Source organism: Methylosinus sp. R-45379 (genome assembly GCF_001644125.1).
In the GTDB taxonomy this organism is placed as follows: Bacteria; Pseudomonadota; Alphaproteobacteria; order Rhizobiales; family Beijerinckiaceae; genus Methylosinus.
The window spans coordinates 1-1155 of sequence record NZ_LUUM01000036.1 but is presented as its reverse complement, the minus strand read 5'-3'; the positions used below and the strand labels follow the sequence as shown (position 1 = coordinate 1155).

General features: G+C 64.0%; 1 protein-coding gene. It reads left to right on the top strand.

All coding sequences use genetic code 11. The features are described 5' to 3' along the window. Position 1: 1 nt before the first annotated feature. Positions 2–1155: elongation factor Tu (gene tuf, locus A1351_RS02410; RefSeq protein ID WP_064032050.1), on the top strand; the 1154-nt coding region annotated here is incomplete at its 3' end.

The following is a 1155-nucleotide window of genomic DNA, read 5'->3' as shown; positions in this document are numbered from 1 at the left end:
CATGGCCAAGGAAAAATTCTCACGCACGAAGCCGCATTGCAACATCGGCACGATCGGTCACGTGGACCATGGCAAGACGTCGCTGACGGCGGCGATCACCAAGGTTCTGGCCGAGACGGGCGGCGCGACCTTCACGGCCTATGACCAGATCGACAAGGCCCCGGAAGAGCGCGCCCGCGGCATCACCATCTCGACGGCGCATGTCGAGTATGAGACCGCCAATCGCCATTACGCCCATGTCGACTGCCCCGGCCACGCCGATTATGTGAAGAACATGATCACCGGCGCCGCGCAGATGGACGGCGCCATCCTCGTCGTCTCCGCCGCCGACGGCCCGATGCCGCAGACCCGCGAGCACATCCTGCTCGCTCGCCAGGTCGGCGTGCCGGCGCTCGTCGTGTTCCTGAACAAGGTCGACATGGTCGACGATCCGGAACTGCTCGAGCTCGTCGAGCTCGAGGTTCGCGAGCTGCTGTCGAAATACGAGTTCCCCGGCGACGATATTCCGATCACCAAGGGCTCGGCCCTGGCGGCGCTCGAGAACAAGACGCCCGAGATCGGCCATGACGCGATCCTGAAGCTGATGCAGACGGTCGACGAATATATCCCGCAGCCGGAGCGTCCGAAGGATCAGCCCTTCCTGATGCCGGTCGAGGACGTGTTCTCGATCTCTGGCCGCGGCACGGTGGTGACGGGCCGCGTCGAGCGCGGCATTGTCAAGGTCGGCGAGGAAGTCGAGGTCGTCGGCATCCGCCCGACGATCAAGACGACGGTGACGGGCGTGGAAATGTTCCGCAAGCTGCTCGATCAGGGCGAGGCGGGCGACAATATCGGCGCGCTGCTGCGCGGCACCAAGCGCGAGGACGTCGAGCGCGGCCAAGTTCTGTCGAAGCCCGGCTCGGTGAAGCCGCACACCAAGTTCAAGGCGGAAGCCTATATTCTGACGAAGGAAGAGGGCGGCCGTCATACGCCGTTCTTCACCAACTATCGTCCGCAGTTCTACTTCCGCACGACGGATGTGACCGGCATTGTGACGCTCCCCGAGGGCGTCGAGATGGTGATGCCGGGCGATAATGTGGCGATGGAGGTGAACCTCATCGTTCCGATCGCCATGGAGGAGAAGCTGCGCTTCGCCATCCGCGAAGGCGGCCGCAC